This is a genomic window from Exiguobacterium sp. s192 (genome assembly GCF_018618795.1).
Taxonomy (GTDB): domain Bacteria; phylum Bacillota; class Bacilli; order Exiguobacteriales; family Exiguobacteriaceae; genus Exiguobacterium_A; species Exiguobacterium_A undae.
Window position 1 is genome coordinate 362279 of sequence record NZ_JACSMS010000001.1, and the last position, 22550, is coordinate 384828.

The window sequence follows — 22550 nt, forward strand, 5'->3', positions numbered from 1 at the left end:
AAATGTTTCATGCAACGACGATTTTTGCCATTCAACATAACGGTCAATCCGCGATGAGCGGGGATGGACAAGTGACCTTCGGAAACCAAGTCATCATGAAGAAAAGTGCGAAAAAAGTACGACGTCTCTATGGCGGCAAAGTGATTGCCGGTTTTGCTGGAAGTGTTGCCGATGCGTTCACACTATTTGAAAAGTTTGAAGCGAAACTCGAGATGTACAACGGGAATCTGCAACGAGCTGCCGTCGAATTAGCAAAAGAATGGCGTGGCGATAAGATGTTACGGCAACTCGAAGCGTTATTGCTCGTCATGGACGGCAGTCATTTGTTGCTTGTATCCGGAAACGGGGAAGTGATTGAGCCGGATGATGGGATCCTAGCAATCGGTTCAGGCGGTAACTATGCCCTGGCAGCAGGACGGGCGTTAGTACGCCATGCAGCACATCTGACGGCTGAAGAGATTGCACGGGCGGCTCTTGAAACAGCTGGAGAGCTATGTGTGTTTACGAATGATCAAATCATTTTAGAAACGATTGGGGGAAGTGCAGATGCATGAATTTACACCGAGACAAATCGTGGAAAAACTAAATGAACATGTCATTGGTCAAGCCGATGCCAAACGGGCTGTCGCGATTGCGCTTCGTAATCGTTACCGTCGTCAATTACTCGATCCAAGTTTGCGTGATGAAGTGACACCTAAAAATATTTTGATGATCGGACCGACTGGCGTCGGTAAAACGGAGATTGCGCGCCGACTGGCGAAATTAGTCCGGGCACCGTTCGTCAAAATTGAAGCGACAAAGTTTACGGAAGTCGGCTATGTCGGACGAGACGTCGAATCGATGGTCCGTGATTTAGTGGAGGCATCACTTCGCCTCGTAAAGGATGAGAAGAAAGAAGCCCTGAAAGAACGTGCCGAGGCAGTCGCAAACGAACGAATCGTCGATGCTCTGGTCGGGAAAAAATCTTCCGCCGGTCTTGGGGGCGGCAATCCGTTTGAGATGTTATTTGGAGGCAACCAAAAACCACCTGAACAAGAAACTGCGAACGATACAGCAGACCGCTCGGTGATTCGTCAACAACTTTTCCAAGGTCAACTAGAAGACCGCATGATTGATGTTGACATCGAAGAGCGGCAAATGGATCTGTTCTCCGGCCAACAGGGGATGGAAGGTCTAGCAAACTTGCAAGACATGCTCGGACAAGTGATGCCGAAGAAAACGAAAAAGCGTCAATTGAGCGTCAAAGAGGCACGTCCGATTTTGACGGCGGAAGAAGCGGAACGGTTACTCGATTTAAATGAAGTGCATGATGAAGCGGTCCGTCGCGCGGAACAGATGGGCATCATCTTCGTCGATGAAATCGATAAGATTGCGACAAAAGGTCACGACAGTGCCGGTGTGTCGCGTGAAGGCGTCCAGCGGGACATCTTACCGATTGTCGAAGGGTCAACGGTCGTCACAAAATATGGACCGGTCAAGACTGATCACATGTTATTTATTGCAGCCGGTGCCTTTCATATGGCAAAACCGTCCGATTTGATTCCCGAATTGCAGGGACGTTTTCCAATCCGGGTGGAACTCGACAGTCTGACGGAAGACGATTTCGTTAAAATCCTGACGGAACCAAACCAAGCTTTACTCAAACAATACAAAGCCTTACTTGGGGCGGAACAGGTACATGTGACCTTTACCGAAGAAGCCATCCGTCAAATTGCACGGATTGCGGCACAAGTGAATGATGAAACAGATAATATCGGTGCTCGCCGTTTATATACCATCATGGAGCGTGTGCTGGAAGAATTATCATTTGAAGCGGCAGATATGCCGGAAACAGATGTGACCATTACACCGCAATATGTCATGGATCGAGTCGGAAAAGTAGCAGATGATCGTGACCTAAGTCAGTTCATCTTATAAGTGGAGGAAGAAAATCATGAATTTACTGGCAAAAACACGAAAGCTCAACACGATGTTACAACAAGAAGCAAGCACACACGTAGACTTTAAGGTCATGGCAGATCGTTTAAGCGAAGTCATGGAGTCGAATACATTCATTGTCAGCCGTCGTGGAAAGTTGCTCGGCATTGCGATCAAGCAACAGATTGAAAACGCACGGATTCGTGGTTTCCTCGAAGAACGCCAGTTCCCGGAAGATTACACGAAAAAATTATTTAACGTAACAGAAACGACGGCAAACATTGCCATCGACAGCGAGCACACGGCTTTTCCGATTGATAACCGGGAGATGTTTGAGACATCAAAAACAACGATCGTTCCAATCATCGGCGGTGGAGAACGCCTTGGAACACTTGTTCTTGGTCGAATGATCGAAGATTTCAACGAAGAGGATCTTGTTTTGGCAGAGTACGGAGCAACCGTCGTCGGAATGGAAATCTTGCGTGAAAAGGCACATGAAGCAGAAGACAAGGCGCGAAAGAAAGCGGTCGTTCAAATGGCAATCAATTCACTCTCCTATTCGGAGCTTGAAGCCATCGAGCACATCTTTGAAGAGTTAGATGGGAACGAAGGATTACTCGTTGCTTCGAAAATTGCGGATCGTGTCGGTATTACACGTTCAGTCATCGTCAATGCACTTCGTAAACTGGAGAGTGCCGGTGTCATTGAATCCCGTTCACTCGGAATGAAGGGCACATACATCAAAATCTTGAACGATAACTTCCTTTATGAACTAGAACGGATTAAATCGAACTAAAAAAAGGGAAATGTAAGAATTATGAAGAAGACCTAGTAAAGTACTGGGTCTTCTTTTTTTTATAGGTATTATTTATCATTTTTATAAGAAAAGGGTTTAAAAAGCGAATAATTAACATCTCATTCCCCTCTTTTTCAAAAAACTTCTTTTCAAACATTGACCTATTTGTTTCAATTATTTCAGATATATTACTAACCGCTTACGGTATAATACTAAGTTTTACCATATAAAAATAAGAGTGGAGGTTGAATGATGAACTGGCTTGGTTCAGATTATGCAACGATGACACAGGCCGTCAATCGGACGGTGGCAGCGCAAAAAGTAATTTCAACAAATATTGCGAATGTCGATACCCCGGGTTATAAAGCAAAACGTCTTGTGTTTGGGGATGTCTTGAATTCGGAAATGAAAATGAGTTTAAAACGCCACGCCACGATTGGATCTTCTGGGAGTATCGTTGAACAATCATCTGCGATGCGTAACGATGGCAATGGTGTCGATATTGATCTCGAAATGTCTGAATTATCACGCAACCAGATTGAGTATGAAGCACTGGTCGAACAGTTGAACCGGAAATTCTCTGGCATTCAATCTGTCATTCGGGGAGGACGCTAAACGATGAGTATGTTCTCAGGATTTCATACATCTGCAACGGGACTGACAGCACAACGACTGCGACTGGATACCGTTTCGGCGAATATCGCCAATGCTCAGACGACACGTGGGGAATTGGTCAATGGTGAATGGCAGCCTTACGCCCGAAAATTGGCGGTCTTAAAAGAAACGGGCAACGGTGTGACCGTGAGTGAGATTCGAAAGGATCAAGAGCCGTTCAAACTAGAATACAATCCGAACCATCCAGATGCGGATGATTTAGGATACGTCAAAATGCCGAATGTCGATTTATTAAAGGAAATGGTCGATATGATGGGAGCGACACGCTCATATGAAGCGAATGTCACTGCCTTGAATGCAACAAAAGCAATGTTAGTCAAAGCAATGGAAATCGGTAAGTAATAAAGGAGATGACAAGATGGCGATTCAACCGATTCAAAATATGCAGATGGTCCTACCGTCTCAGTCTGTCGCAAAAACGACACCAAGTGATTTCAGTGAAGTATTGAGTCAAGCCATGAACGGCTTAAATGAGGCCCAACAAGCTTCATCCCAGGCACGGGTCGATCTTGCGACCGGAAAGACAACCGACTTACATAACATCATGATCAAAACAGAAGAAGCATCGCTTTCTATGCAGCTAGCTATCGAAGTCCGCAATAAAGGCATCGAAGCATACCAAGAAATGATGCGTATGCAACTGTGATTGTTGAGGAAAGCGTGGGAGATGTTTGATGAATGAAGGACTAAAAACGCGCTTTGGCGCATTAAAAACGACGTGGCAAGAATGGTCACTGGCGAAAAAGGCGACCATCATCGGATTGGTTCTGATTGTAATAGCAGCCATCATCGTCGCATCGATCTGGTTGACGAAACCAACAATGACGCCATTATATTCGAAACTTTCTCCAGAAGAAGCAGGTCAAGTGACAGAGAAATTAAATGAAGACGGCGTCAAGTCAGAAGTTGTCAGCGGTACGGACGGTGTGACGATTCTTGTCCCGGAAGAAAGTGCTGAAAACCTAAAAGTTGAACTCGCAACAGCGGGTATTCCAAAGTCCGGTCAAATCGATTATTCCTTCTTTAGTGAAAACGCCGGTTTCGGAACGACGGACAAAGAAATGAATATTTTAGAGCGCGACACGATGCAGACCGAACTTGAAAACTTGATTACACAAGTAAACGGGATTGACGCAGCAAAAGTCATGATCACCTTACCTGAGAAAAGCGTCTTTTTATCCGATCAGGAAGAAACCTCAACGGTGTCGGTCGTGTTGACGTCTAGTGCCGGGAGTGACTTGAATCAACAGACCGTCCAAGGGCTGTACCATTTGATCGCAAAAAGTATTCCGAACTTAAAAGAGGAAAACATTACGATCATGGATCAATACTTTACGTACTATGAACCGGGCAAAGGATCACAGACTGCTGGTGGTACAGATCCGATGCAATTAAAAAAGACGACGGAAAACGATTTACGAAAACAAATCCAACAGATGTTGTCGGTTGTCCTAGGACCACAAAAGGCTTTGGTTTCCGTGACAGCGGATGTAGATGTCACCCAACGCCAAGAAGAACAAAAATTAGTCGAACCGGTTGATCCGGATAAAATCGAAGGAATCGTCACGTCTGCTGAAAAAGTAGCGGAAGCCTACACAGGAGCAGCCAACGAAGGTACAGCCGGAACCGGTGAGAACGAAACGATCAACTTCCCGGAAGGTACCGGCACGACAGGTGATACCAGTGAGAAAACACACGATATCATCAACTATGAAGTGAATCGGATTACGAAACAAATCACGGGTGCGCCTTATGAAATCCGCGATTTGGGGATTCAAGTCATCGTCGAGCCACCAAAAGGTCAAAATCAAATCGATCCACAACTGCAAACCGATCTTCAGACGATGATGTATTCCATCATTCGCACATCTTTAACAAAAGAAGATGCCAAAACGACGTTAACGGATGCAGAACTGGCGAATAAAGTCGTCGTCATGTCTCGTCCATTTGCTGAGACACCAAAAGAAACGGTGACAACGGAAACGACACCGATGTGGGTCTGGTTCGCACTCGGTGCTGCCGCATTGGTGGTAGTAGGTGCAATCTTCCTCTTGATGCGCAGAAAACGAACAGCTGAAATCGAGGAACTGGAAGAGTGGACGCCGATTGAAACGGATATTCCTGAGCTGTCAACGGAAGATACAAGTGACGGTGCAGTCAAACGGAAACAGCTTGAAAAACTTGCCTCATCTAATCCAGATGAATTTGCGAAGTTATTACGCACATGGTTAGCGGAGGATTGATGACATGAAAAAATTAGAAATGAACAGTCGCGAAAAAGCTGCGATTTTAATGATTTCGCTTGGACCGGAAGTGGCAGCGAGTGTCTATAAACATCTGTCGGAAGAAGAAATGGAATGGCTGACCTTACAAATTTCCAGTATGAAACGGATTGATCCGGAAGAAAAACTGGAAGTGCTGGAAGAATTCCATGAGTTGGCAATGGCACAAAACTACATCACACAAGGCGGCATTGGATTTGCGAAATCGGTTCTTGAAAAAGCGCTCGGTGAAGAGAAGGCGATGGAGCTCATCTATCGCCTGACATCGACCTTGCAGGTCAGACCGTTTGAATTCGCAAGAAAGGCGGATCCAAAGCAGTTACTGAATTTCATTCAAAATGAACATCCGCAGACAATCGCCTTGGTATTAGCGCATCTGGACCCGGCCAAATCGGGACAAATTCTATCCGAACTTCCGGCAGAAGCACAATCGGATGTGGCGCGACGGATTGCGACGATGGATCGGATGAATCCGGAAATCATCAGTGAGGTCGAACAAATTCTGGAACGGAACCTGTCACAAGCCGGCATGCAAGACTATGCCCAGTCGGGTGGTATTGAAGCCGTTGTCCAAGTCTTGAACGGTGTCGATCGAACAACCGAACGGACCATTTTGGATACGCTTGAAATTCAAGATCCGGAATTAGCAGAAGAAATCAAAAAACGGATGTTTGTCTTTGAAGACATCGTCACACTCGATGCCCGTGCCATTCAACGCATCATCCGCGAAGTATCGAATGAAGACTTGTTGCTTTCGCTTAAAGTATCTTCAGACGACGTCAAAGAAATGGTGTACCGAAACATGTCGCAACGAATGGTCGAATCATTCAAAGAAGACATGGAATTCATGGGCCCCGTTCGGTTGCGTGATGTTGAAGAAGCACAAAGTCGGATTGTCGGCATCATTCGCCGCTTAGAAGATATGGGTGAGATCGTGGTAGCGCGTGGTGGAGGAGATGATATCGTTGTCTAACGTCATTAAACGGCAAATTGTTTTTGAACGGGATCAGAAAACGATTTTTCACCAGACAAGCTCACCGCAGACAGTTGATCCGGAACCCGTCGTTTCTTATGAAGAGATGATGAATGAAGGACAGGAACGACTGCAACAACAACAAGCGGTATTAGAACAACAAGAACAGGCGCGGCGGGCTGCACTGGAACAAGAACGAATCGCTGTGCTAGAAGAAGCACGACAACAAGGATATGCGGATGGTTTTGAATCCGGGCAACAAGCCGGACAAAATGTGTATCAACAACGGATTGAAGAGACGAATCAATTTACGCAACGTCTTGAACAAATGTTTGCTGACCGAATTGTCATGATGGAAGACGAACTATGTGCGCTTTCGCTGCAACTGACACATCAGTTTTTGGAGCGGCTACATGATACGGACGAAGAAGCACTCTATCAGACCATTCATAAGTTGATTCTGCAATTTCGCGATCGTGAAAAACTGATTGTCTACACATCTGCTGAAGACTTTGAACGGGTCGTCTTACTAGAGGAGCGACTGCATACGATTTTAGGCGGAACGGCGACCATCAGCCTGCGGATTGATCCGGAACTGGCAGCGCGGGACTTCCGGGTTGACTCGGAGAACGGAGCGATTACAGGTGGATTGACTGCCGGTTATGATCTGTTGCTAGCGCAGTTATCTGAGGTATTGCAGGATGTATAAACTCAAAAAATTACAAGCCGCGATTCGGGATGTCCGTCCGGAAGATTTGGTCCAACATTCGGGTAAAGTCGTGCAAGTCATCGGATTGATGATTGAATCGCGTGGACCAACAGCGGTCGCAATCGGAGAACGGTGTTTGATCCGGATTCATCGCGGAGAGGAAATCGAAGCGGAAGTGGTCGGATTCAGAGAAGGACATGTCTTGCTAATGCCGTACGGTGAGACGACAGCTATTGCTCCCGGGTCAATCGTCATCGCAACTGGGAAACCACTTCATGTTCCGGTCGGAGAAGAATTGATTGGCAAAGTCCTCGACGGATTAGGACGTTCCTTGGACGGAGAGTCACTGAAACATTTACGAACGACGTCAATCGTCCGTAAACCACCGAGTCCATTGGATCGTCCGCGGATTGATCAAGTGTTATCGACCGGAATTCGTGCCATTGATGGGTTATTGACGGTCGGTCAGGGGCAACGGGTTGGACTGTTTGCCGGTTCCGGGGTCGGGAAATCGACCTTGCTTGGGATGATTGCGAAACGTTCGACAGCCGACATCAACGTCATTGCACTGATTGGTGAGCGGGGACGTGAAGTGAAGGAATTCATCGAAGCGGAACTCGGTGAAGAAGGCATGAGTCGGTCGATCATCGTCGTAGCGACCAGTGATCAACCGCCACTCGTCCGACTGAAAGGCGCGTATACGGCAACCGCGATTGCGGAGTATTTCCGGGATCAAGGCAAAAATGTCGTGCTGATGATGGACTCCGTCACCCGGTTTGCCATGGCGCAACGGGAGATTGGTCTTGCAACGGGAGAACCGCCGGCATCAAAAGGGTATACGCCGAGTGTATTTGCCTTGTTGCCTCAATTGCTCGAACGCAGCGGGAAAACGACAGAAGGTTCGATTACCGCCTTTTACACGGTTTTAGTGGACGGGGATGACATGAATGAGCCGATTGCCGATGCAGTTCGCGGAATTCTCGACGGTCACTTCGTGTTGGATCGAAATTTGGCCAACAAAGGGCAGTATCCGGCGATTCATGTGTTGCGCTCGATCAGCCGGGTCATGAATCAAATCACATCTGCTGAACATAAGGACAGTGCCATTACCTTTCGGCAGTTGCTTTCGACTTATCTCGATGCAGAGGATTTAATCAATATCGGTGCCTATAAAAGCGGTACGAATAAGGAGATTGACCGTGCGGTCGAAAAGTATCCCGAGTTGATCGGGTTTTTGAAACAACGTGTGGAAGAAAAATCTCATTTTGAAGAAGGAATGAATCGTTTGATTACGACAATCCGTTAAAGGAGGTGCAAGTATGAAGACGATATATGAACGCATCATCCCTTTGGCGGAGGCGGAAAAGGATCGTGTTTCAAAACATACTGCTGAAAAAAAGAAACACTATGAAGTGGAAGTTGAAAAATTGTATCACCTTCTGGTTCGTTATGAAGCGTTTTTAAAAGCTCAAAACGAGACGGGTGCCGTTGAATTGTTAGCCTCCCAGTACCGGGAGCGTGCACGCGATGTCGTTAAACAACAAATTGAGCGGCAACAATTGTACGTGACACAAGCTAAAAACCAATATGAGCGGGCTCAAATCGATTTAAAAGAAGCATTAATCGAAGAAAAGAAATTTACTCGACTGCAATCCAATCAATTAGAAGAAAATCGGCGGTCACTTGCACTGGTCGAGCAAAATCAGATGGATGAATTGGCCTTATTACAGTTTGGAAGAAGGCGAACGACATGAGTGATCAAAAATCATCAAAACAATGGATTCTGCCGTTATTGATCATTCCGTTATTATTGCTCTTATTTACAGCTTATCTGGTCTTAAATTATGCAAACGGTCGTCCGATTTTTTCAATGCCTTTTTCTTCTGAGGAAACGACCACACAATCGTCAACGTCGAGTCAACAAGCCGATCTTGAAAAACGTTTGAAGTTGGCGAACGGAGAAATTAAGAAATTACGTGTTCAAGCTACAGAACAAGCGGACGTCCTTCAAGCCAAAGAACAGGAAGTCGTCCGGTTAATTGCCGAGCGGGATCGGTTGAAAAAAACACCTGTTACACCCGCTGCAACAAGCGAAGAGACGGACAAGAAAAAAAAGGCGGCAAATGTGACAGATGTTTACGCAGAAATGCCTCCAAAAGAAGCAGCTAACATTTTAAATGAATTGAGCCCAACGGAAGTTGTGCCAATCATCCAAGACATTGACGCTGAACAACAAGCCGCGATCATGGCAAAGATGGATCCTAAAAAAGCAGCCGCCTTGACGCAATTGTTGGCAGTCGAATGAGAGGTGAATCGAAACGATGAATTTGATGGATCTGCAACAGGTACAGACAGCGAAACCGATTACGAAGTTGAACGGAAAGGACATTCCAGCGACGGGCGTCGGAAACTTTGCATCGTTACTGCAGTATTTTGCACAGACGGCGACAGCGGGATCGGAAAACGTGTCACAGGAACAAAACACAACGCCAGTGGAATCCATGAATGAAGCAGAAGTGGAACAACTTGTGCTTCAATTGGCGAAGCAGCCCGAGCAGGTCTTGCAATTACTGGACCAACCTGTCCTTGAAGAATTGAAACAAGATCCAAAAAAGGCGATGGAATTGATTCAGTTCATTAAAACGATGCAAGAGGGGCAAGGCGAGCAAGCACTGGATTTGTTGCAACAGGTATCACCTCCGGTCCAACAAGCGATTGTAGCCGCTGTCTCGTCGATTGTCAGCGTAATCAAAGAGAACACCTCCCCTAAAGAGGTGACTGGAAATCCGGTGATCCGAGCGAATGTGGATCCAAAAGCAGTGGTTCTCTTCAACACACTCCCGGCGGTGAATCCGACAGGGACAGGGATTGCTAAAACCGGACAGAAGTCAGCCGATTCACCGATTCTGAATCGTCCTGTTTCGGCAGAGTTAATGGGCAGTACAGTCAAGACATGGATTGAGGGGAAAAAAGGACTTGAACCAATGAAAGTAGTGGCTGATCCGGAAGGGAAAGAACAACCGGTCGCGTTAACTGGATTAAAAATCGACCGGATGACGTTAGCGACACCGACACTCACACGTAATCTGGTTCCGAACCCGAGTGTCGATGAACAATTGGCCAACCGAATCGAAGCGGCTCTCAAACAAGCCCCCTTTTTAAAAGGCGCTGATGGCTCGACCCGGATGTCGATTCGTTTGTATCCCGAGCAGTTGGGTGAAGTCGTCGTCCAGCTGGATCGTAAAGAAGGAATGTTGACGGTCAAGCTATTTGCAGCAACAGAACAAGCTAAGCAACTGATGGATCAACAGCTTGGAAAACTGCATACGTCCTTGCAAGCACAAGCACCACTCGTCAAAGTCGAAACGGGACTGCTTGCTGCGAACGTAAAGGAGTTTGAACAAGGATTACCGCAGGAACGCCGAGAACGGCAACAAGAAGAACCTGTACCTTACGAGGAAGAACCAGAGGAGGATGAAGATGACTGATCCCATCAAAAATGAGGCATCGTCTTACCAGTTACCGGAGAAAACAAAAGTACCATCCAGTAATTCGATGGACAAAGACATGTTCATGAAAATTCTGATTGCCCAGTTATCGAATCAGGATCCGACCGCCCCGATGGAAGATAAAGAGTTCATCTCCCAAATGGCGCAGTTTTCTTCACTCGAACAGATGCAATCGATTGGTAAAGGGATTGAAACGATGATGCTCAATCAACATGCGGGTGCTTTGATGACGTACAGTAACCTGATTGGAAAATCCGTCAGTTATGAAAGTGAGACCGTCACAAAAGATGCCTCTGGAGCAGATACGACGTCGACTGTCAAAGAAACAGCGAGCGTTTTGAGTGTCAAACGCGACGGAGTCGACATCATCGCCGAGTTATCGAACGGAAAAAGCGTCAGTGTCTACGACCTGACTGAGATCAAAACAAAGGAGGAAAAATAATGTTACGTTCAATGTATTCAGGAATCAGTGGGTTAAAGAACTTCCAAACGAAATTAGACGTGGTCGGGAATAACATCGCCAACGTCAATACGTTTGGATATAAAAAAGGCCGTGTCACGTTTAAGGATCTTGTCAGTCAATCCGTCGGTTCTGCATCAGGTAACGGTGGTGGAGTCGGTGGGGCAAACCCGAAACAGGTCGGACTCGGAGCATCGATGTCGACGGTTGACAGTGTCTCGAATCAAGGGGCGTTACAAAATACAGGCCGTACACTGGATATCGCCATTTCGGGCGAAGGTTTTTTCCAGATTCAAACGGCTGACGGTGTTCGTTATGCGCGGTCTGGTAACTTCTATACTGATCTTGACGGAAATTTAGTAACGGGAGACGGGAACTACGTCATTGGATCGAACAATGCCGGTCCTTTGGGCACACCAACAATTCCGTTAGGCGGCGACTACAAAACAATTCAAATTCCGGCTAATGCACAGAACCTGGCAATTGCAAAAGATGGTCTCGTCACTTATGTTGACCCGGCAGGAACGCTTCAACAAGCAGGTTATATCTCGTTAGCAAACTTCCCGAACCCGGGTGGTCTGGAGAAGTCAGGTTCAAACTTATACTCGATTTCACAAAACTCTGGTTTACCGACATCGGCGACACCAAGCACAAATGGTCTGGGACAATTGACATCCGGAACGCTGGAAATGTCGAACGTCGATTTATCGGAAGAATTCACGGAAATGATCATTGCCCAACGTGGATTCCAAGCGAATACGCGAATCATCACGACGTCTGATCAAATTTTAGAAGAACTCGTCAATCTCAAACGATGATCACGCTGACGACATTACGTGAAGCACCGCTTGTCTTAAATGCAATCTTGATTGAAGCGGTCCGGTCAACACCCGATACCACGATTCAACTGGTCGGGGGACAGACTTATGTCGTAAAGGAATCGTTAGAAGAGGTAAAAGCAGCGACAATCGACTTTTACCGACAAGTCGGTTTAACGGGCTTGAACAGTGCTAGGAGGCTCGAAGATGGCAGAAGAAAAGAAGAAGAGTAAATTAAAATTACCACTCATCATGATCATCGTCGCAATCATGATGGTCGGTGCCGGGTATATGCTTTCGAAATACTTGTTAACGAGTGATGCGACGGAAGCAAAAGTAGAACAACCGACCGGTGCCGAACTTGAGGAACGAAGTTTTCAAACCGATGACTTGACGACGAACATCGCAGACGAACGATTTTTAAATGTTCAGTTCACGATCGTCACGGATGATGCGGCGACACGGGAAGAGTTAGAGTTACGAAAATTCCAAATCAACAACATCATCTTAGGAGACTTGGCTTCGATGAAAAAACAAGATTTGGATTCAAAACAAGACATGGCGAAGCTGGAAGAAAAATTACGGGGGCAATTTAAAAAGCTTCTGCAAGAAGGCGATGTTCAACGTGTCTACACGACGAAAAAAATCATCCAGTGAGGTGGGCGCATGAGCGAAGTATTATCACAACATGAAATTGACGCCCTGCTATCAGCCATTTCAAGCGGAGATATGGAAGTCGAGGAAATACGCAGTCAAGAAGAGGAACGACGGGTAAAAGTGTATGACTTTAAACGGGCGTTACGATTCTCTAAAGATCAGATGCGTAACCTGACACGAATCCACGAGCAATTCGCTCGGGTTCTGACGACGCATTTCTCAGCACAACTTCGGACGTACGTCCAGTTTACGGTCAACACAGTGGAACAACTGCCGTATGACGAATTCATCCATTCGATTCCGAACATGACGTTGATCAATCTCGTTAACCTCCATCCACTGGATGGACGGGTCATCTTTGAAGTCAATCCGAACATCGCCTATGCGATGCTTGACCGACTGCTTGGTGGACCGGGCGAAGGGATGAACAAAATTGAGAATTTGACTGAAATCGAGACACGGATTTTAACGCAACTGTTTAAGCGGGCTTTTGTCCAGTACGGTGCAGCATGGGAATCGATTGCGGAGATCGAAGCGGAATATGACGATTTAGAGATTAATCCGCAGTTTCTCCAACTCGTTTCGCCGAATGAGACGGTCATTCTTGTCTCGATTTATGTGACGGTCGGTGAGGTCAGCGGGACGCTGAACGTCTGTCTGCCGTTCGTGACACTCGAACCGATCATTCCAAAACTATCCAGCCACTTTTGGATGCAACAAGAAAAACGAAAGTCAGCCGATAATCAAGAGTCGGAACATATGCAAACACAGTTGATGGGATCAATCGTCGATTTGAAAGCAGTGCTCGGCCAGACGGAACTTTCGTTTGGAGAATTGTTACACCTCGAGGTAGGCGACTGCCTGTCCCTGCAGACACGTACATCCGATCCGGTTGAATTGTTCGTCGATGATCGGAAAATGTTCAAAGCGCGACCTGGTCTGAATGGGAAGCATCTCGCTTTACAAGTCTTACAACGAATTGAGGAGGAATAACATGAGCGATATGCTTTCGCAAGATGAAATCGATGCGTTATTACGCGGGACCCCATCAGCTGACGAACCAACTGACACAGGTTCGACAGATGAATTAAGTCAATTGGACGACATGGAAATTGATGCACTCGGCGAAGTCGGGAATATCTCGCTTGGTAATTCGGCGACCGCCTTATCCGCCTTATTGAATCAAAAAGTTGAAATCACAACACCGCACGTCCGAATGATTACGATGGAAGAGTTGCGGAGTCGGTATCCGATTCCACACGTCGCCCTTCGTGTCGGCTATACGGAAGGCTTTAAAGGCGAAAATGTCTTGATTTTAACGCAACGGGATGCTTCCGTCATTGCGAATTTGATGATGGGTGGAGACGGTGTCGTCGACGAAAGTTTAGAGATGGAGCCGATTGCGTTATCAGCGGTTCAGGAAGCGATGAACCAAATGATGGGTGCGGCAGCGACTTCGATGTCGACCGTCTTCTCGATGCGAATCGATATTTCGCCACCTGCGGTTGAGATCTTTGACTTCTCGCAAGAAAAAAGTATCGTTGACAGCTTCTCGTTATGGGAGAGCATGGTCATCATTGAGTTTGATTTAAAAATCGGGACACTGATTGACTCCAAAATCGTACAGTTGGCACCTCTTGAATTTTCCAAACAATTGATTCAGAAATTATTCAGTGCCAGTACGACAACAACCGAGCCGGCTCCAGCGGCTCCAGTCAGTAGACCTGAGCCGGCCCAAGAACAGCCGGCCGCGTCTCAGGTGCAACCGGAACCACGGTATGAAGCGCCACCGGAACCGAAAAAAGAGCCAGTCGGTGTCAGTCCCGTTCAATTCGGTCAGTTTTCCGATGTGCAACAAGAAGGTCCACCGGGAAATATCGGGATGCTGTACGATGTCCCGTTGAACGTCACCGTTGAGCTTGGACGGACCCGCCGCTCGGTCCGGGATATTTTGGAACTGACGCAAGGTTCAATCATTGAACTCGATAAATTAGCAGGTGAACCGGTCGACGTATTCGTAAACAATACATTGATTGCAACAGGTGAAGTCGTCGTCATCGAAGAAAACTTCGGTGTACGGATTACAGAGATCGTCAATACAAAAGAACGTCTGCGGATGTTCTAAGGAGGAAATAGGATGAGTGCAAAAGTTTTGATCGTAGATGACGCAGCTTTCATGCGAATGATGATTAAGGAAATTTTATCGAAAAATGGATACGACGTCGTTGGGGAAGCGGAAAACGGTCGTGAGGCTGTTTCGAAATACAAAGAGTTATCTCCGGATCTCGTCACACTCGACATCACGATGCCGGAAATGGACGGAATTTCTGCTTTGAAGGAAATCAAAGCGTTTAACCCGGCTGCGAAAGTCATCATGTGTTCAGCGATGGGACAACAATCGATGGTTATTGACGCGATTCAAGCAGGGGCAAAAGATTTCATCGTCAAACCGTTCCAAGCGGATCGGGTACTCGAAGCCGTTTCGAAAACCGTTTCGTCATGAGAAGATTGGCCTGTTTGACCTGTCTTCTCCTGTTATTGCTGACGAACCATGCGGGTGCGGAAACAGTAGAAGAGAATTTGAATCCATCTAAGAATAACGAACCTACAACACAACAGGTCGACGGGTCATCGACGGTGGTCACGGTCGTAAAAGTCGTCGTGGCCCTCGTAGTCTTAATTGGCGGGTTTTTACTTGCCGTCCGTTTCATCAATGAACGGACAAAAGGAGTCCGTCATTCGAGCCGTCTTTCGCATCTCGGAGGCGTGCCGCTCGGTAAAGATCGATCCGTTCAGCTTGTCAAGGTTCACGGGAAGATCTATGTGGTCGGTGTCGGTCAGAATGTTGAATTGCTCGATACGATTGAAGACGATGATGAGTGGACATCGTCTGCAGATCTTCCGGACAACACAACCCCGTCGTCTGCGTCTCCATTTCTGGAATCGTTTAAGCAACAGCTGGAGCAGTTCCAGAAGAATCGAGGGCAGTCATGACGACGATTGAAAATCTGATTTCGCTCGATACACCGTCGGATACAGCGACGTCCATCAAACTGTTAGTCTTACTTACATTGTTATCGCTTGCTCCATCTTTGTTGATTTTAATGACCTGTTTCACCCGTGTCATCGTTGTCTTGTCCTTTGTCCGTTCGGCACTCGGGACGCAACAGACACCTCCCAACCAACTGCTGGTTGGACTGGCCTTGTTCATTACGTTGTTCGTCATGGCACCCGTTTTGACGGAACTGAACACGACGGCACTTCAGCCGTATATGGATGACAAAATCAGTCAGGACGAAGCCTTTGAAGAGGCCGGCGGGACGATGAAACGTTTTATGTCGCAGTATACACGGACCAATGATTTAGAATTATTTTTGAAATACGGCAATTATGAAAAACCGGAAAAAGTCGAGGATATCCCGCTCGTTGCGTTGGTACCAGCCTATGCGATCAGTGAATTGAAGACGGCTTTCCAAATCGGCTTTATGATCTTCATTCCATTTTTAGTCATCGATATGGTCGTTTCGAGTGTCTTGATGTCAATGGGGATGATGATGTTACCGCCTGTCATGATTGCCTTACCGTTTAAATTATTACTGTTTATTTTAGTAGATGGTTGGCATTTGATTGTCGAGTCTCTGCTGGTCAGCATGCGATAGGGGGGACGACATGACGCAGGAAATGATTATTCAGTTGGCAAGTTCAGCGGTTTGGACGTTGCTTAAGGTGTCGGCACCGCTCTTGCTCGTCTCACTCGTCGTGGGTCTTCTCGTCAGTATTCTGCAAGCGACGACTCAAATTCAAGAACAGACGTTATCGTTTGTTCCAAAAATCGTTGCCGTCTTCTTAGCGCTTGTCTTTTTCGGACCGTGGATCATGGAAGAGTTAAAAACGTTTACGATTGAAATTTTCAAACAGATTGCCGAGGTTTCACGAAAATGACGTTATTGTCCTTTGTGAGTGTGTTTTTACTCGTTTTTGGTCGACTCGTCGGTTTTCTTGTCGCAGCCCCGTTGTTTTCATCCAAACAGTTACCGGCTCAGCATAAATTGGCGATTGCCGCCGGACTCGCTTATTTTGCGAGTTATGCGGTCAAGACGAATGTCCAAGTGGATGACATCGATTTCTTTTTCCGGATGGGCACAGAAGTCATCATCGGACTGGCGCTCGGTTTACTCGCCAGTTTCTTGCTCTATGCACCACAAATTGCCGGATCCATCATTGATTTACAGATGGGTCTTGCGATGGCCTCGGCGTATGATCCGATGTTTGGAGGACAATCACCGATTGTCGGTCGATTTTATTACATGATGACACTCCTCGTGCTGCTTGCGTCCGATATGCATTTGATTTTACTGGACGGTGTTTATACGAGCTTTCAAATTTTTCCGCCTGGCAGTGCGATCCAGGTTTCCGGCGAAGCGGGCATGAGTTTAGTCGTCCGCATCATCGGTCTTGCGATGTTGACGGCGTTACAGATGGCTATGCCGTTAGTCGTCTCCTTGTTTCTGGTCGATTTGGCACTTGGATTTTTAGCTAAAACAGCGCCCCAGTTCAACATCTTTGCGATTGGTTTCTCCGTTAAACTACTGATGGGTTACGCCATTTTGTTTTTACTGGCCGGCGCGATGATTACCGGGATTTCTCGATTCATCCCGCTGTTACAAGAATTATTGTCGGACGCGATTCAATTACTGGGAGGTTGAGATGAAGACGTATAAATTAACTCTCGACCTTCAGTATTTTGCAGGCGAAAAGACAGAAAAAGCTTCCCCGCGAAAACGGGATGACTCTCGTAAAAAAGGTCAGGTAGCAAAATCAGCCGATTTGACGAGCAGTCTGATGTTATTTGCGATGTTTTTAGTGCTGTTTTTCTTTGGTCCGTTTTTAGGGAAACGATTCGTCATGGTGCTGGAAGATGGATTAAGTGCCCAAACGGTATTGGTCGCAGTCGAAGAGGGGCGGATCCAGGAAATCATGATTGAGATGTTGGTTCAGATGGCGATTCTCGTCGCACCATTCTTCTTGACCGCCGTCGTAATCGGAATTTTAGGAAATTTCGTGCAAATCGGTGCCCTGCTCAGTGCGGAATCAATTCAACCGAAACTGGATCGGATCAATCCGTTGCAAGGTGTAAAACGGATCGTCAGTATGAAAGCATTCATTGAATTTTTAAAATCAGTTTTTAAACTCCTTGTCATTGGTGTGACCAGCGGAACCGTCTTATGGAACAACAAGGTCGAAATTTCACGACTGACATCGGAACCGATTGGAGACGCCTTGGCAATTGTGGGTCACTTAACTTTTTTACTCGGCATGTCGGTCAGTATTGCCTTGATTGCGCTGGCGATTCTTGATTTTGCCTATCAAAAGTTCGATTTTGAAAAATCGATCCGGATGAGTAAACAAGATTTAAAAGACGAGCATAAAAATACAGAAGGTGATCCGCAGATTAAAGGAAAAATCAAACAGCAACAACGTGAAATGGCGATGCGGCGGATGATGCAAGAAATACCGAATGCCGATGTTGTCATTACGAATCCGACCCATTATGCGGTGGCGATTCAATATGATGACGGCAAGCATGCAGCACCGATCGTCGTTGCCAAGGGAGTGGATGCTGTCGCATTCCGAATTCGGGAGAAGGCGACAGCCGCTGAGATTCCCATTATTGAAAACAGACCGCTCGCACGAGCATTATTCGCAAAATCAGAAATAGGAATGGCAGTGGATGAATCATTTTATCAGGCACTCGCTGAAACACTTGCCTTTGTCTATCAAATGAAACAAGCGAAATGAAAGGATGAAGCATCATGACCATTTCAACACGAGATTTAACCGTCCTGCTAGGCGTCATTATGATTGTCTTCATGCTCGTCATTCCACTGCCAGGATTTTTACTCGATTTTTTAATCATCATTAATATTTTAATTTCGTTGATGGTCTTACTTGTCGCGATGAACGCCAAGGAAGCATTGGAGTTCTCGGTCTTCCCGACCTTACTATTGATTGTGACCTTATTCCGGTTGGCACTGAACGTGTCGACGACTCGTGCGATTCTCTCGAACGGGAACGGCGGAGAAGTCATTGAAGCGTTTGGTAGTTTCGTGGTCGGAGGAAACGCTCTTGTTGGATTCGTCGTCTTCTTGATTCTTGTCTTGATTCAGTTTCTGGTCATCACAAAGGGATCGGAGCGTGTATCGGAAGTTTCGGCACGTTTTACGTTAGATGCGATGCCAGGGAAACAGATGGCGATTGATGCTGATTTGAATTCCGGGATGATCGACGAGCTACAAGCACGGACACGGCGGCAAAAAATTCAATCGGAAGCTGATTTTTACGGAGCGATGGATGGTGCCTCGAAGTTCGTCAAAGGAGACGCAATCGCCGGAATCATTATCGTCATCATCAACTTGATTTTCGGAATGATCATCGGGGTGGTGCAACAAGGACTCCCGATGACAGAGTCGATCAGATTGTACACGCTATTGACGGTCGGAGACGGACTTGTCAGTCAAATTCCAGCGCTGTTGATTTCTGTCGCGACCGGAATCATCGTCACCCGCTCGACTTCTGACGGGAATTTGGGCGAAGACATCATCGGACAGCTTTCGCGGACACCATTGCTTGTCATGATTGGTGCCGGGGCAATCTTCTTGTTAGGGTTATTCACGGCCATTCCGGATTACGTGACGATTCCCGTTGCAGCTGCAGCCGGTTTCTTCGCCTGGCAGTTGACCCGGACGTCGAAAACAACCAAAGAAGAGGTCGCCGTCGAAGAAGCACCTGCAGAAAATCTGCGGTCAAGTGAATCAGTCATCTCCCTTTTGAATGTCGATACGATCGAATTTGAATTTGGATATGGGTTGATCCCGCTCGCGGATGAAGCACAGGGCGGTGACTTGTTGGACCGGGTCGTCATGATCCGCCGTCAATTGGCGCTTGAACTTGGGTTTGTGTTGCCGACGGTTCGGATTCGTGATCATCTGCAACTGCCTCCAAATCATTACCGGATTAAGATTCGAGGTAGCGAGATGGCGACAGGTGAGTTGTTGCTCGACCATTACTTAGCGATGAGCCCCGGTGTCGATGATCCGGAGATCCAAGGGATCGAAACGGTTGAACCGGCATTTGGCATGCCGGCTCTCTGGATTGATGAACGGACAAGAAGTCGGGCCGAGATGTCCGGTTATACGGTCGTTGATCCACCATCCGTCGTAGCGACGCATTTGACGGAGTTGTTAAAGAAACATGCCGCTGATTTATTGGGACGAGAAGAGACGAAGCAGCTGGTTGATCATCTAAAGGAGTCCCATCCAATCTTAGTCGACGAAGTGACGCCACAGTTGTTATCGATTGGGGAGTTACAGAAAGTCTTTGTTCAGTTGTTAAAAGAAAAAATTTCGATCCGAAACCTGCCGTTGATTTTTGAAACGTTAGCCGACTATGCCACTGTGACAAAAGATAGTGACCTGTTAGCAGAATATGTCCGCCAAGCGTTGGCACGACAGATCACGGAACAAGTGTTGCAAGGTGAGATTCTTCATGTCGTCACTGTATCAAGTGAGATGGAACTGGACATTCAATCGGCGATTCAAAAAACGGAGTTCGGCAATTATTTAGCACTTGATCCGGATCGAGCGACCCGCTTCATCGAATCGTTCAACGAACTGACGACGGAATTCGAGCGTTACGGCGCTCAACCGATCATCTTAGCGTCTCCAAGTATCCGAATGTTCGTTCGTCAATTGACAGAACGTTATTTCCCTGATGTTCCTGTCCTGTCTTACAATGAGTTAATTCCGACGATCGAAGTCAAGAGTATTGGGGTGATCTAACAGATGATGGTCAAACGAGTTATTGCGAATTCCGTCAGTGAAGCGATGGAACTGGTCAAGAAAGATATGGGCGAAGAGGCGATTATCTTAAATACCCGACAGATTAAAGTAGGCGGATGGTTGGGTTTGTTCGCTCAAAAAAAAGTTGAATTGGTTGCTTCCATCGAAGAACATCCGGTTCAAGCCCCGGTGTCTAAAAAACAGGTACCTATTGTACCACCAGTCAAACTGCCTGTTCGAAACGACCGCGGGACGCAACCGGTCATTCCAAAAATCGTGTCGTTCGCCTCACGTCGGATGCCGGATGCTCTCCGGGCGTATGAAGCCCTGTTGGCTGAGCCAGCTCTTCAACAACGAGCAGAAGAACTCTACGATATGATGGTGTCGACGTATTACAAGACGAATGATGTGACACAAGTGGAACGCGTGTTGCTTGATACGATTGAACAAGACATTCGCGTCACACAGGCGACCGCACGGTTCATCATGGTGACAGGTCCGACGGGGGGCGGTAAAACGACGACCCTTGCCAAACTGGCTGCCTACTATCGTTTGACGAAACAACAAACGGTAGGATTGATTACGACAGATACATACCGGATTTCAGCCATCGAACAGTTGCGCACCTATGCGGATATCATCGATATTCCGTTGCGTGTCGCCTATGACTTACAGGAATTTGAACAGGCGAAAGCCGACTTGGCCGATTGTGATGTCATCTTGATTGATACAGCAGGACGAAATTTCCTTGATGCAGGTTACGTCGAACAGTTGAAAAAGCGGCATGATTTTTCGGATACAGACGTGTTCCTTGTTCTCAGTTTAACGTCAAAATATCGTGACTTGGAACAAATTCAACAACGGTTTGATCAAGTACCGCTTGCTGGATTTATTTTTACCAAGGCCGATGAAACGACGGAATTATGGTCGATTTACGGTTTGGCGATGCAAACGCGGATTCCTGTGTTTTGTCTGACGACAGGTCAAGAAGTGCCTGAAGACATCATCTGGCCGACAAGTGCAGAAATTTCCCGAATGATTGTAGAAAGAGGGTTAAGATGATGCGAGAAGATCAGGCCCGCGCTTTGCGGTCTAAAGTTTCGGTGCGACAAACGAAAACAATCGCCATTGTCAGTGGCAAAGGCGGCGTAGGCAAAACGAACGTCGCAGTGAATCTCGGTGTTGCGTTATCGTTACAAGCAAAAAAAGTATTGATCATTGATTTAGATATCGGGATGGCGAACGTCGGAGTGTTACTTGGAAAGTCTTCCAAGACTTCCTTAATGGACTGCGTCAAAGAGCGGACATCGTTGACTCAAGCCGTCGTCGAGGCGACACCGGAATTACATTTCATTCATGGGGGAAGCGGCTTCACGGAATTGATGGATCTGACTGACCATGATGTTGAGTTCATGATGAGCGAGTTTCGGTTTTTTTACGACTATGACTTCGTATTACTTGACTTAGGAGCGGGCGCGACACATCAAACCTTTGATTTCATCAGCAGTGCGGATGAAGCATGGTTGGTCGTTACGCCGGAACCGACGTCGATCATGGACGGATATGCATTCGTTAAACTTGCGCATCATCACGCTAATGAACTTCCGGTTGCCGTCGTCGTCAACCGCGCGACGAACGGACAAGAAGCACTCGAGACGTTTGATCGTCTCCATCAAGTGAGTCAAAATTTCTTGGATAAATCCTTACGGTTCATTGGATTTTTACCAGATGATCCGACCGTCATGAAAGCAGTCAAAGCCCAGCGTCCGTTTTATCTGTTTGACCGGACGAGTGACGTCAGCTGGCGGCTCGATCACATTACGACGGCGCTGACAGGCATTCAAGTACAGGAACAAAAATTTTTAGATCGGTTATTGAACCGTTTGAAAAAACGGCATAATCGGGTGCGCTAATCA

At 46.8% G+C, this 22550-nt stretch carries 28 protein-coding genes; all 28 read left to right on the plus strand.

The window, feature by feature from the left end; translation table 11 throughout:
* The first annotated feature begins 2 nt into the window (after positions 1 to 2).
* The 28 genes from hslV (at position 3) to KNP87_RS01900 (ending at position 22547) form a co-directional block, all read left to right on the plus strand.
* The gene (gene hslV / locus KNP87_RS01765; RefSeq protein WP_026832624.1) at positions 3 to 554 is read left to right on the plus strand and encodes an ATP-dependent protease subunit HslV; all 552 of its coding nucleotides are present in this window, start codon (positions 3 to 5) and stop codon (positions 552 to 554) included.
* The gene (hslU, locus tag KNP87_RS01770) at positions 541 to 1917 is read left to right on the plus strand and encodes an ATP-dependent protease ATPase subunit HslU (RefSeq protein WP_026832625.1); all 1377 of its coding nucleotides are present in this window, start codon (positions 541 to 543) and stop codon (positions 1915 to 1917) included. The genes hslV and hslU overlap by 14 nt, the downstream gene beginning before the upstream one ends.
* Positions 1918 to 1933: 16 nt before the next feature.
* Positions 1934 to 2713 (plus strand): GTP-sensing pleiotropic transcriptional regulator CodY, encoded by a 780-nt coding sequence (gene codY, locus KNP87_RS01775; RefSeq protein ID WP_026832626.1) that lies wholly within the window; start codon positions 1934 to 1936, stop codon positions 2711 to 2713.
* 252 nt (positions 2714 to 2965) lie between these two features.
* Positions 2966 to 3328, plus strand: a complete 363-nt coding sequence (gene flgB / locus KNP87_RS01780) for a flagellar basal body rod protein FlgB (RefSeq protein WP_028106015.1) — start codon at positions 2966 to 2968, stop codon at positions 3326 to 3328.
* Positions 3329 to 3331: 3 nt separating this feature from the next.
* Positions 3332 to 3730 carry a flagellar basal body rod protein FlgC gene (flgC, locus tag KNP87_RS01785; RefSeq protein WP_026832628.1) on the plus strand — a complete coding sequence of 133 codons (399 nt, stop codon included), beginning with the start codon at positions 3332 to 3334 and terminating at the stop codon, positions 3728 to 3730.
* Positions 3731 to 3746: 16 nt separating this feature from the next.
* Positions 3747 to 4034 (plus strand): flagellar hook-basal body complex protein FliE, encoded by a 288-nt coding sequence (fliE, locus tag KNP87_RS01790; RefSeq protein ID WP_026832629.1) that lies wholly within the window; start codon positions 3747 to 3749, stop codon positions 4032 to 4034.
* Between the two features lie 28 nt (positions 4035 to 4062).
* The gene (fliF, locus tag KNP87_RS01795; protein ID WP_214720638.1) at positions 4063 to 5631 is read left to right on the plus strand and encodes a flagellar basal-body MS-ring/collar protein FliF; all 1569 of its coding nucleotides are present in this window, start codon (positions 4063 to 4065) and stop codon (positions 5629 to 5631) included.
* Between the two features lie 4 nt (positions 5632 to 5635).
* Positions 5636 to 6643, plus strand: a complete 1008-nt coding sequence (gene fliG, locus KNP87_RS01800) for a flagellar motor switch protein FliG (RefSeq protein ID WP_028106017.1) — start codon at positions 5636 to 5638, stop codon at positions 6641 to 6643.
* Positions 6627 to 7352: a FliH/SctL family protein gene (locus KNP87_RS01805; protein ID WP_214720639.1), complete on the plus strand. Its 726-nt coding sequence runs from the start codon at positions 6627 to 6629 to the stop codon at positions 7350 to 7352. The genes fliG and KNP87_RS01805 overlap by 17 nt, the downstream gene beginning before the upstream one ends.
* Positions 7345 to 8658 carry a flagellar protein export ATPase FliI gene (fliI, locus tag KNP87_RS01810; protein ID WP_214720640.1) on the plus strand — a complete coding sequence of 438 codons (1314 nt, stop codon included), beginning with the start codon at positions 7345 to 7347 and terminating at the stop codon, positions 8656 to 8658. The genes KNP87_RS01805 and fliI overlap by 8 nt, the downstream gene beginning before the upstream one ends.
* A 13-nt stretch (positions 8659 to 8671) precedes the next feature.
* Entirely contained in the window at positions 8672 to 9106 is a 435-nt protein-coding gene (locus tag KNP87_RS01815; RefSeq protein WP_214720641.1) for a flagellar export protein FliJ, read from the plus strand.
* The gene (locus KNP87_RS01820; protein WP_214720642.1) at positions 9103 to 9657 is read left to right on the plus strand and encodes a MotE family protein; all 555 of its coding nucleotides are present in this window, start codon (positions 9103 to 9105) and stop codon (positions 9655 to 9657) included. The genes KNP87_RS01815 and KNP87_RS01820 overlap by 4 nt, the downstream gene beginning before the upstream one ends.
* Before the next feature lie 16 nt (positions 9658 to 9673).
* On the plus strand, positions 9674 to 10840 hold the full coding sequence (locus tag KNP87_RS01825) for a flagellar hook-length control protein FliK (RefSeq protein WP_214720643.1): 1167 nt from the start codon (positions 9674 to 9676) through the stop codon (positions 10838 to 10840).
* The gene (locus tag KNP87_RS01830) at positions 10833 to 11303 is read left to right on the plus strand and encodes a flagellar hook capping FlgD N-terminal domain-containing protein (protein WP_214720644.1); all 471 of its coding nucleotides are present in this window, start codon (positions 10833 to 10835) and stop codon (positions 11301 to 11303) included. The genes KNP87_RS01825 and KNP87_RS01830 overlap by 8 nt, the downstream gene beginning before the upstream one ends.
* Complete coding sequence (flgG, locus tag KNP87_RS01835) at positions 11303 to 12139, plus strand: flagellar basal body rod protein FlgG (protein WP_214720645.1); 837 nt, start codon at positions 11303 to 11305, stop codon at positions 12137 to 12139. The genes KNP87_RS01830 and flgG overlap by 1 nt, the downstream gene beginning before the upstream one ends.
* Entirely contained in the window at positions 12136 to 12372 is a 237-nt protein-coding gene (locus KNP87_RS01840; RefSeq protein ID WP_026832639.1) for a flagellar FlbD family protein, read from the plus strand. Before flgG ends, KNP87_RS01840 begins: the two co-directional genes overlap by 4 nt.
* On the plus strand, positions 12347 to 12796 hold the full coding sequence (locus KNP87_RS01845) for a flagellar basal body-associated FliL family protein (RefSeq protein WP_028106024.1): 450 nt from the start codon (positions 12347 to 12349) through the stop codon (positions 12794 to 12796). Before KNP87_RS01840 ends, KNP87_RS01845 begins: the two co-directional genes overlap by 26 nt.
* Positions 12797 to 12805: 9 nt before the next feature.
* Positions 12806 to 13789, plus strand: a complete 984-nt coding sequence (gene fliM, locus KNP87_RS01850) for a flagellar motor switch protein FliM (protein WP_012370738.1) — start codon at positions 12806 to 12808, stop codon at positions 13787 to 13789.
* A gap of 1 nt (position 13790) precedes the next feature.
* Positions 13791 to 14921, plus strand: a complete 1131-nt coding sequence (gene fliY, locus KNP87_RS01855) for a flagellar motor switch phosphatase FliY (protein ID WP_214720646.1) — start codon at positions 13791 to 13793, stop codon at positions 14919 to 14921.
* A 12-nt stretch (positions 14922 to 14933) separates the two neighbouring features.
* Positions 14934 to 15299, plus strand: a complete 366-nt coding sequence (locus KNP87_RS01860; RefSeq protein WP_026832642.1) for a response regulator — start codon at positions 14934 to 14936, stop codon at positions 15297 to 15299.
* Positions 15296 to 15790 carry a flagellar biosynthetic protein FliO gene (locus KNP87_RS01865; protein WP_214720647.1) on the plus strand — a complete coding sequence of 165 codons (495 nt, stop codon included), beginning with the start codon at positions 15296 to 15298 and terminating at the stop codon, positions 15788 to 15790. The genes KNP87_RS01860 and KNP87_RS01865 overlap by 4 nt, the downstream gene beginning before the upstream one ends.
* Positions 15787 to 16455, plus strand: coding sequence for a flagellar type III secretion system pore protein FliP (gene fliP / locus KNP87_RS01870; protein ID WP_028106027.1), 669 nt, complete (start codon positions 15787 to 15789; stop codon positions 16453 to 16455). The genes KNP87_RS01865 and fliP overlap by 4 nt, the downstream gene beginning before the upstream one ends.
* A gap of 10 nt (positions 16456 to 16465) precedes the next feature.
* A complete protein-coding gene (fliQ, locus tag KNP87_RS01875) occupies positions 16466 to 16738 on the plus strand; it encodes a flagellar biosynthesis protein FliQ (RefSeq protein WP_012370733.1) in 273 nt (90 codons plus the stop codon).
* A 20-nt stretch (positions 16739 to 16758) separates the two neighbouring features.
* Complete coding sequence (gene fliR / locus KNP87_RS01880) at positions 16759 to 17502, plus strand: flagellar biosynthetic protein FliR (RefSeq protein ID WP_353049346.1); 744 nt, start codon at positions 16759 to 16761, stop codon at positions 17500 to 17502.
* Between the two features lies 1 nt (position 17503).
* Positions 17504 to 18595 carry a flagellar biosynthesis protein FlhB gene (gene flhB / locus KNP87_RS01885; RefSeq protein ID WP_214720648.1) on the plus strand — a complete coding sequence of 364 codons (1092 nt, stop codon included), beginning with the start codon at positions 17504 to 17506 and terminating at the stop codon, positions 18593 to 18595.
* Between the two features lie 14 nt (positions 18596 to 18609).
* Complete coding sequence (gene flhA, locus KNP87_RS01890) at positions 18610 to 20634, plus strand: flagellar biosynthesis protein FlhA (RefSeq protein WP_214720649.1); 2025 nt, start codon at positions 18610 to 18612, stop codon at positions 20632 to 20634.
* A 3-nt stretch (positions 20635 to 20637) separates the two neighbouring features.
* Positions 20638 to 21696: a flagellar biosynthesis protein FlhF gene (locus tag KNP87_RS01895; RefSeq protein ID WP_214720650.1), complete on the plus strand. Its 1059-nt coding sequence runs from the start codon at positions 20638 to 20640 to the stop codon at positions 21694 to 21696.
* Positions 21693 to 22547: a MinD/ParA family protein gene (locus KNP87_RS01900; protein ID WP_026832649.1), complete on the plus strand. Its 855-nt coding sequence runs from the start codon at positions 21693 to 21695 to the stop codon at positions 22545 to 22547. The genes KNP87_RS01895 and KNP87_RS01900 overlap by 4 nt, the downstream gene beginning before the upstream one ends.
* Positions 22548 to 22550 lie beyond the last annotated feature (3 nt).